Here is an 8,740-nt window from a genome sequence, read left to right on the forward strand (position 1 = left end):
GGGGTAGATTCCCGACTTGTCACCAACCTGGTGCTGGTGTGTCGGCGGCTCGTGCGCTCGCCGCTTTATGCCTCATGCACTGGACGCAGACGTGACCCGAAAACACCCGCATTGGACTGTTCACCAAGGTGACAGCTGTGAGGCGGTAAGGCTAGCCAGTCTCGGGCGGTGTTGACGCCGCGCAGGTGCGCGATCAACACCTCGGAATCGACCAGCGTCACGATGAGTGTCGCCAGATGGGCGCCAGCGGATCCTCGCGACCGCTCTCGCCGCGCACGGGCACTTCGATATCAGCTAGCGCGCCGAACGAGTCGTCGATTGCCCGAAGCTCGGACGCGGGGTTCGCGTCGGCGTTGGAAAGCACGCGATTCAGCAGTTGGCGGATCAGTTCGGCGCGTGACACGTCCTCCTGTGTTGCCAGCCGGTCGAGGGTCGTCGTCCGCGCCATGGGCCACATCGCGCAGCACTGCGGTGGATCCACCTGGTGCAGGGCGGGCCTTCCAACGTGTTGTGAGACGCAATTTTTGGACAGACAGGAACGATGTGCGTGTGTCGGGGCCGACGAGTAATATCGAAAATATGTTCGAATCATTAGTCACGATCAACCTGGCTTGCCCGGAGTCGGCGCTGGTCGAGCGCATCACCGAGTTGGAGCGGGTCAAAAGCGCCGCGGCGGCGGGTCAGGCTCGTGCGGCGGCGGCGCTGGATGCCGCGCGCCGGGCGGCCGAGGCGGCTGCCGGCATCCCCGCCGCCCGCCGGGGCCGCGGAATCGCCGGCGAGGTCGCGCTGGCCCGACGGGATTCACCGGCACGCGGTAACCGGCATCTAGGTTTTGCCAAAGCCCTGGTGCACGAGATGCCGCATACGTTGGCTGCCCTGGAGGCCGGAGTGCTGAGCGAATGGCGGGCCACGTTGATCGTGCGCGAGAGTGCATGTCTAGACGTCGATGACCGCCGCACGCTGGATGCCGAATTGTGCGCCCACGCAGCCGCCTTAGACGGGCTGGGCGACGCGCGAGTAGCGGCTGCGGCAAAAGCGATCGCCTACCGACTCGACCCGCACACAGTTGTCGACCGAGCCGCCAAAGCCGAAACCGACCGCTCGGTGAGCATCCGGCCCGCGCCCGACACCATGACCTATCTGACCGCGCTGTTGCCGGTTGCCCAGGGCGTCTCGGTGTACGCGGCGCTGAGTCGGGCAGCCGACACCACATTCGACGGCCGATCCCGCGGCCAGGTCATGGCCGACACCCTCGTCGAACGTGCCATCGGCCGCAGCGTGACAACACCGACACCGATCGCGGTCAACCTGGTGCTGTCCGATGAAACCCTGCTGGGCCACTCCAATGAGCCTGCCGAGGTCTCCGATTACGGTCCGGTCCCGGCGGCGGTCGCACGCGGGTTGGTCTCGGCCGCCGTCGGCGACGAGCGGTCGCGGGCTACGCTGCGCCGACTCTATGCGCGCCCGTCCTCCGGAGCTTTGGTGGCGATGGAGTCGCGAGCCAGGCTGTTTCCGCGCGGGCTGGCGACATTCATCAAGTTCCGGGATCAACGCTGCCGGACGCCGTACTGCGACGCGCCGATCCGCCATCTCGACCATGCTCGGCCGTCGGCGAGCGGGGGCCCGACCAGCGTGGCCAACGGGCAGGGATTGTGCGAACGCTGCAACTACGTCAAAGAGGTCGCCGGCTGGAACGTCAGCACGCATATTGACGAAACCGGCAGACACACAGCGCAATACACCACCCCGACGGGAATGGTCTATCGTTCGGGGGCGCCTCCGGTTCGAGGACCAGCTGGGCGGATGGAGATCAGCGAGATGGAAGTCGCCGTGCAGATAGCGATCTCCGGCCTACACGCCGCATAGATGGCCGCTGGCCGGCGGATTGCTCAACGAGTACGGTGTTAGCGCGGACGAGTTGGCTGGGCGGCCGCGGCTCGGGCTCACGCAGCGCCGAGTCGAGGAAAGTCCGGACTTCACAGAGCAGGGTGATTGCTAACGGCAATCCGAGGCGACTCGCGGGAAAGTGCCACAGAAAACAAACCGCCACCGTCACGGTGGTAAGGGTGAAACGGTGCGGTAAGAGCGCACCAGCGCTCCGGGTGACCGGAGTGGCTAGGCAAACCCCACCCGAAGCAAGGTCAAGAAGACCGCACTCCGGTGCGGTCGCGCAGGCGTTCGAGGGTTGCTCGCCCGAGCCTGCGGGTAGACCGCTTGAGGCACCCGGCGACGGTGTGTCCAGATGGATGGTCGCCGCCGCGTCAGTTGTTGACGCGGAACAGAATCCGGCTTACAGGCCAACTCGCCCGCCCCGTCAGAGCTTGCGCACCGCTTGGTACAGCGTGGCCAGCTTCGGCTCGAGTCGCTGTCGGCTCTTGACCGCCAGATCGTCTTCCCGCTGGTAGAGCAACCCGTAAGTGAAGGTGTCCTCGCCCGCGACGTGCGCGGCCGCGGCCTGCTCGCTCAGGTGCCGGCGGCTGACCACGCTGTCCTGGGGGTCGCCGAGCAGCGATTGCAGCCTCTTGGCCCGCTTGGCAACCGCCTTTGCACCGAGGGCGTCTGCAGTATAGCGAAGGCGCTTGGCGTGCTTACGGATTCGGTGAATCGCATGGTCGCGATCGGCTGCGCCGGAGGCCCGTCGCGCAGCCTTGGCCGCCTTCCGGACCTTCTTGCCGGCGGCCGCCACGGTGGTCGGGGCTAGCTTGTCCTCGGCCGACGGCGACATCACCAGCAGCGCGTCCAGCCCGTCAAGTAGACGGAAGTATCGGGGTAACCGCATGGCCGCCAAAGCATGTCGACGGCCGCTGCGATAGCGCTGTTCGGCGCCGCCGACCAACCGCTGCCGGATCGGTCCGCGGACCAGCGCTGGTGGCACATCGTCGAGCGCGCTGCGGTACCGGGCGGCCAGCACCTCGGCGTCGCGGGCGACGCCGAGCACGTTGCCCAGCTCGCGAAGTTCGTCGATGATCGGCGCATCGCCAGTGAGCCCGAAGGAATCCGGCGAGGCCTGCAGCAGACTACGGATCGTGCGGGCCGTCACCCGCATCTGGTGCACGGCATCATCGGCCTCGGCGCGCACCGCACGATCCCACACCAGCAGCCGGCCGATCTGTTCGGCCATTGCCCGGTGCAGCGACTCCGCCGGTAGGTCCTTCGGTGCCGTGTCGAGCACCCGCGCCAGCTTGGAGCCGACGCTGGCCGGCTGCGCACCGGCGTGCAACAGCCGATCGGACAGCCGGTTCATCAATTCGATGTCTTCGCCGACGATTTCGAGTTCCCATTCCCGCCAACGCTGTTGGGCGACGGCACCATCGGCGCCCTGGCCCGCGGTAACCTGGTCGTCGCAAAACTCGGCGACGACCGCGTCATCGGCGCCGTGTAGCAGCTGAAGCCGGCGGATGGTGCTGATCCGTGCCACCGGAGCCACTGGGCGATCACGGACGATCGCAAGCACCAGGTCCAGCAGTTCGGCCGGCACCTGGTGATGCTCGGCCTCATCCAGTGGCGCTCGTACCTCGGTGCGGGAGTCCGGACCCGCCGGCAACTTGAGGTGCCACCCGGCGTCGGGTCCACCGGTGCGCCGCCGCAACGTGATTCGGTTGAAGGCCAGGTCGTGATCCGGGGTGTCGAAGTAGACGGCATCCAACGTCTGCGTGCCGGCCTGCCCCACCCGGGTCACGCCCGCGACGTCATCGAATGGCGGTGGCTGCGTGGCGGTGTCGACGTCGAACTTGCGCTCGACCTCGAGATAGCGCGTAGGAGCACTGGGGGGCATGGCCGTTAGCGTGCCACGTTCCCGCTCCGGTAAACCAGGCGGCTAGAAGCTGTGCTCGTCGTCGGGGAATGTCCCGGATACGACTTCGTTAGCGTATTGCGTTGCGGCTCGGTGCAATTCGCCGCCGACATCACCGAAGCGCTTGACGAACTTGGCCGTCTTGCCGTTGGTGAGTCCGGCCATGTCCTGCCACACCAGCACCTGGGCGTCGCAGTTGCGCCCCGCCCCGATCCCGACCGTCGGGACGGTCAGCTTGCCGGTGATCTGGGTGGCCAGTTCGGCCGGCACCATCTCCATCACCACGGCGAACGCACCGGCTTCGGCGACGGCAATCGCATCGTGGACGGTCTGCTCGGCGGCGTCTCCGCGACCCTGCACCCGGAAACCGCTCAGGGTGTTGACGCTCTGCGGGGTAAAGCCGATGTGCGCCATCACCGGGATGCCGGCCGCGGTCAGCGTCGCGATCTGCGGGGCGACTCGTTCGCCGCCTTCCAGCTTGACCGCGTGTGCGCCCCCTTCCTTCATGAAGCGGATCGCGGCATCGAGTGCGGCGGCGGGGCCGGCCTCGTAGCTGCCGAACGGCAGATCGGCGACCACCAGGGCGTGCGGCGCGCCGCGCACGACACCGCGTACCAAGGGGATCAGTTCGTCAACGGAGACGGGCACCGTGGTGTCGTAGCCGTAGACGACGTTGGCGGCCGAGTCGCCAACCAGCAGCACGGGGATGCCTGCCTCATCGAAGACCCGGGCGGTGGAGTAGTCATAAGCGGTGAGCATCGCCCACTTGTGGCCTTCGGCCTTCATTTTCTGCAGGTGGTGAATGCGGGTCTTGACCCGCGGGCTCGAGCAATGGGCACCATAAACAGTCTGTTCAGACATCGTTGTCCCTAGGTGTGGTCTGGTCGATCCTCGAGGCCCATCCGGGTCCCCGGGTTCGTCTGACTCGATCAGTGTGCCACTTCAGGTCCGCTGTGCGGACTACCGGCCCAGTGGATTTCCTCACACCAGCACCCGTCGTGCGATTCTGGTACCACCCCTTGGCGGCGGACATACCATCGGCGGATGCAGCGTCTCAGTGGACTCGATGCCAGTTTCCTGTATCTGGAAACCCCCGCGCAGCCGTTGCACGTCTGCTCGATTCTCGAGCTCGACACCTCGACGATGCCGGACGGCTACACCTTTGGCCGGCTGCGCGACGAGCTGGCGGTGCGGATCAAGGCAATGCCGGAGTTCCGCGAGAAGCTGGCCGACAGCGCCTTCAACCTCGACCATCCGGTGTGGGTGGAGGACAACGACTTCGACGTGAACCGGCACCTGCACCGGATCGGTCTGCCGCCACCGGGCGGGCGGGTCGAGCTCGCCGAGATCGCCGGCCACATCGCCTCGTTGCCGCTGGACCGCACCCGCCCGTTGTGGGAGATGTGGGTGATCGAGGGGGTTGCCGGCACCGACGCCCACCAGGGTGGCCGGCTCGCGGTGATGACCAAGGTGCACCACGCCGCGGTGGACGGGGTGACCGGCGCCAACCTGATGTCGCAGCTGTGCAGCACCGAGGCCGACGCCCCCGCCCCGGAGCCGGTCGAGGGTGTCGGTGGCGCCAGCGAACTCGAGATCGCGCTGACCGGCGCGGTGAAATTCGCGGCCCGGCCGCTGCGCTTGGCCGGTGCGCTGACCGACACCGCATCGACGTTGGCCAAAACGGCATTGCGGGTGCGCAGCGGCCAGACGATGGCACCGCCGTTCGCGGCGCCCCGGACGGCGTTCAACGACACCATCACCGCGCATCGCAACATCGCCTACGCGCAGTTGGACCTCGAGGACATCAAGACGGTCAAGGACTACTTCAACGTCAAGGTCAACGACGTGGTGATGGCGTTGGTCTCGGGCGTGCTGCGGCAATTCCTGCTCGACCGCGGCGAGCTGCCGGACTCGTCGCTGGTGGCCATGGTGCCGGTGTCCGTGCACGGCAAGTCGGATCGGCCAGGACGCAACCAGGTTTCGGGCATGTTCGCCAGCCTGCAAACCCACGTCGCCGACCCGGTCGAGCGGATCAAGGCCATCGCTGAAGCGAATGTGATCGCCAAACGACATAGTTCGGCGATCAAAGCCACGCTTCTGCAGGACTGGTCGCAGTTCGCCGCGCCGGCGGTATTCGGGATGGCGATGCGCGTCTACGCCCGGACCAGTCTGACCAAGCGCATTCCAGTGCACAATCTGGTGATATCCAACGTGCCCGGTCCGCAGGTGCCGCTGTATTTCCTGGGCAGTGAGGTCAAGGCCATGTACCCACTGGGGCCGATCTTCCAGGGCTCGGGCCTCAACATCACGGTGATGTCGCTGACCGGCAAACTCGATGTCGGGATCATCGCCTGCCCCGAGTTGTTGCCGGACTTGTGGGAACTGGCCGACGACTTTGCGGTCGTGATGGAAGAACTGCTGCTCGCGACACGGTAGACGGTCAGCGACCGGGAGCCCGCGCCAACACGTGGCACCATGTCTGACATGGGGCCCTTTCGCCGCGGCAAGATCGCGAGCACGATGCTGGTCTGGACTGCGTTGGCGGTCGTCGCGGTGACAGCGGCTGGCTGCACGCAGGTCGTGAAGGGTCGCGCGGTGATGTACGGGCCCAGGGTCGGCCAGCCGGTGGAGTGGGGCCCGTGCCGGGTTGCCGGCGGCGGTGGCGCCCCGGCGAAGCTGCCGGGTGGGGTCCAGTGCGGCAAACTCGCGGTGCCGGTCGACTACCGGCATCGCAATGGTGACGCGACGACGCTGGGACTCATACGCTTTCCCGCGACCCGCGACAAGATCGGCTCGCTGGTGATCAACCCCGGCGGCCCGGGGGAGTCCGGCATCGAAGCCGCTGTGGGGCTCGTGCAATCGTTGCCGCCGCAGATTCGGGAGCGATTCGACCTGGTCGGCTTCGACCCGCGCGGAGTGGCGACTTCGCGGCCGGCGATCTGGTGCAACTCCGACGCCGACAACGAGAAGCTGCGCCAGGAAACTCAAGCCGACTACAGCCCCGCGGGCGTTGCGCACATCGAACAGCAAACCAAAGAGTACGTCGCCCGCTGCGTCGCCAAGATGGGCAAGAAATTCCTGGCGAACGTCGGAACCGAGAACGTCGCCCGCGATCTCGATGCCATCCGGGAAGCGTTGGGTGACAACAAGTTGACGTTCCTGGGTTACTCCTATGGCACCCGGATCGGCGCCGCGTACGCCGAAGCCTTCCCCAAGAACATCCGGGCGATGATCCTCGATGGCGCCATCGACCCCAACGCCGACCCGGTCGAATCAGATTTGCGGCAGGCCAAGGGTTTTCAGGATGCCTTCGACGACTACGCGAAAGACTGCGCCAAGTCGCCGACCTGCCCACTGGGCACCGACCCAGCCAAAGCCGTTGACGTCTACCACGATCTGACCTACCCGATGGTCGATAAGAACGACCCGATGCGTGGCATACCCATGCGCACCAAAGACCCGCGTGGACTGAGCTACAGCGACGCGATCATCGGCACCATCATGGCGCTGTACTCGCCGACGTTCTGGCACCACCTGACGAGCGCATTGACCGAGATGGCCCACCACCGTGGCGACACCATGCTCGAACTGGCCGACCTCTATATGCGCCGCGACAAGCACGGCCATTACAACAACTCCACCGACGCGCGGGTCGCGGTCAACTGTGTGGACCAGCCGCCGGTCAAGGACCGCGCCAAGGTCATCGACGAAGACCGCCGCTCTCGCGAGGTCGCACCGTTCATGAACTACGGGAAGTTCACCGGCGACGCACCGCTGGGTACGTGCGCGTTCTGGCCGGTGCCGCCGACGAGCAAGCCGCACCTGATCTCGGTGCCGGGACTGACGCCGACGCTGGTGGTGTCCACTACCCACGACCCGGCGACGCCGTATCAGGCCGGCGTCGACCTGGCGAGCCAGTTGAAGGGCGGGCTGCTGACCTACGACGGGACCCAGCACACGGTGGTATTCCAGGGCAACAGCTGCATCGACGACTACGCGACGGCCTACCTGGTCAGTGGCACTGTACCGTCGAAAGGGGCCAGGTGCTGACGGTGCCGGCGACGGCACGGTCAATGTCAATACGGCCAATAACGAGATCAAGGTGTGACCAATACCGATCACGGAGTGTGGCCGACGCGTGCCACGATTGATCACTATGGGGCGCACGAGACGGATGAGCTTTGCGCTGCTTTCGCTCATGCTGTCGACCTCCTTGACGGCGACACCGCCGGCCGGGGCGACGCCGGGATATGACGTGGGCCCGACGCCCGGCCCGGCCGCGCCGCAGCCGGGCCGGGCGCCGCAGCTGAACTGGGGGAGTTGCAGCCAGGTCGTCAAGAGTCCCAACGAGGTGCCCAGCGCGCAATGCGGGACCGTCGAAGTCCCGGTCGACTACGCGAATCCTGGCGGCGCGCAAGTGCAACTGGCCGTTATCCGGATTCCGGCGACCGGGCCGCGGATCGGCGCGTTGCTGGTCAACCCGGGCGGACCCGGCGCGTCGGCGGTCGACATGGTCGCTGCGATGGGGCCGGACCTGGCGGGCTCCGAGATCAGCCGCCGGTTTGACCTCGTCGGCTTCGACCCGCGCGGCGTCGGTCATTCCACGCCCGGGGTGCGCTGTCAGACCGACGCGGAGTTCGACGCCTACCGCCGCGACCCGATGGTCGACTACAGCCCCGCGGGGGTGGCGCACATCGAGCAGATCTACCGGCAGATCGCGCAGCGCTGCGTCGCGCGCAACGGCTCGGCTTTCCTGGAGAACGTCGGCACCGCTTCTGCCGCGCGCGATATGGATGCCGTCCGCGAAGCACTCGGCGACGACCAGATCAACTACTTGGGCTACAGCTACGGCACCGAACTGGGTACCGCCTACCTCGAACGCTTCGGTGACCACGTCCGGGCGATGGTGCTCGACGGCGCCATCGACCCGAGCGTCGGCCCGATCGA

The 8,740-nt window shown here is 66.7% G+C and carries 7 protein-coding genes and 1 other RNA gene; 5 read left to right on the forward strand and 3 right to left on the reverse strand.

Translation table 11 applies throughout. The features are described from left to right. Positions 1-217 precede the first annotated feature (217 nt). Positions 218-448, reverse strand: a complete 231-nt coding sequence (locus AC2VOU_RS11615) for a ribbon-helix-helix domain-containing protein (protein WP_486957513.1) — start codon at positions 446-448, stop codon at positions 218-220. 131 nt (positions 449-579) lie between these two features. Here AC2VOU_RS11615 and AC2VOU_RS11620 point away from each other — a divergent pair, with 131 nt between their 5' ends. Together AC2VOU_RS11620 and rnpB are read left to right on the forward strand one after the other, a co-directional pair. Further along, entirely contained in the window at positions 580-1,866 is a 1,287-nt protein-coding gene (locus AC2VOU_RS11620) for an HNH endonuclease (RefSeq protein ID WP_486957514.1), read from the forward strand. Between the two features lie 48 nt (positions 1,867-1,914). Then, positions 1,915-2,309, forward strand: an RNA gene (rnpB, locus tag AC2VOU_RS11625) — RNase P RNA component class A. Between the two features lie 5 nt (positions 2,310-2,314). On the opposite strand, the gene AC2VOU_RS11630 is transcribed toward rnpB, so the two are convergent. After that, a complete protein-coding gene (locus AC2VOU_RS11630; protein WP_486957515.1) occupies positions 2,315-3,775 on the reverse strand; it encodes a CYTH and CHAD domain-containing protein in 1,461 nt (486 codons plus the stop codon). Between the two features lie 42 nt (positions 3,776-3,817). Continuing rightward, on the reverse strand, positions 3,818-4,654 hold the full coding sequence (panB, locus tag AC2VOU_RS11635) for a 3-methyl-2-oxobutanoate hydroxymethyltransferase (protein WP_486957516.1): 837 nt from the start codon (positions 4,652-4,654) through the stop codon (positions 3,818-3,820). 183 nt (positions 4,655-4,837) lie between these two features. Between panB and AC2VOU_RS11640 the strand changes: the two genes are divergently transcribed. The 3 genes from AC2VOU_RS11640 to AC2VOU_RS11650 all read left to right on the forward strand — a co-directional run. Continuing rightward, positions 4,838-6,229, forward strand: coding sequence for a WS/DGAT/MGAT family O-acyltransferase (locus tag AC2VOU_RS11640; RefSeq protein WP_486957517.1), 1,392 nt, complete (start codon positions 4,838-4,840; stop codon positions 6,227-6,229). 48 nt (positions 6,230-6,277) lie between these two features. After that, on the forward strand, positions 6,278-7,843 hold the full coding sequence (locus tag AC2VOU_RS11645) for an alpha/beta hydrolase (protein ID WP_486957518.1): 1,566 nt from the start codon (positions 6,278-6,280) through the stop codon (positions 7,841-7,843). Positions 7,844-7,949: 106 nt separating this feature from the next. Beyond that, positions 7,950-8,740 (forward strand): alpha/beta fold hydrolase (locus AC2VOU_RS11650; RefSeq protein ID WP_486957519.1); only part of this gene is annotated, 791 nt, incomplete at its 3' end.

The organism is Mycobacterium sp. TH-M25, assembly GCF_057473665.1.

What these genes read in the sequence shown, in the direction of transcription:
- panB (WP_486957516.1), bottom strand. Translation starts at nt 4,654, where the DNA reads ATGTCTGAACAGACTGTTTATGGTGCCCATTGCTCGAGCCCGCGGGTC.
- AC2VOU_RS11640 (WP_486957517.1), top strand. Translation starts at nt 4,838, where the DNA reads ATGCAGCGTCTCAGTGGACTCGATGCCAGTTTCCTGTATCTGGAAACC.
- AC2VOU_RS11645 (WP_486957518.1), top strand. Translation starts at nt 6,278, where the DNA reads ATGGGGCCCTTTCGCCGCGGCAAGATCGCGAGCACGATGCTGGTCTGG.
- AC2VOU_RS11630 (WP_486957515.1), bottom strand. Translation starts at nt 3,775, where the DNA reads ATGCCCCCCAGTGCTCCTACGCGCTATCTCGAGGTCGAGCGCAAGTTC.
- AC2VOU_RS11620 (WP_486957514.1), top strand. Translation starts at nt 580, where the DNA reads ATGTTCGAATCATTAGTCACGATCAACCTGGCTTGCCCGGAGTCGGCG.
- AC2VOU_RS11615 (WP_486957513.1), bottom strand. Translation starts at nt 448, where the DNA reads ATGGCGCGGACGACGACCCTCGACCGGCTGGCAACACAGGAGGACGTG.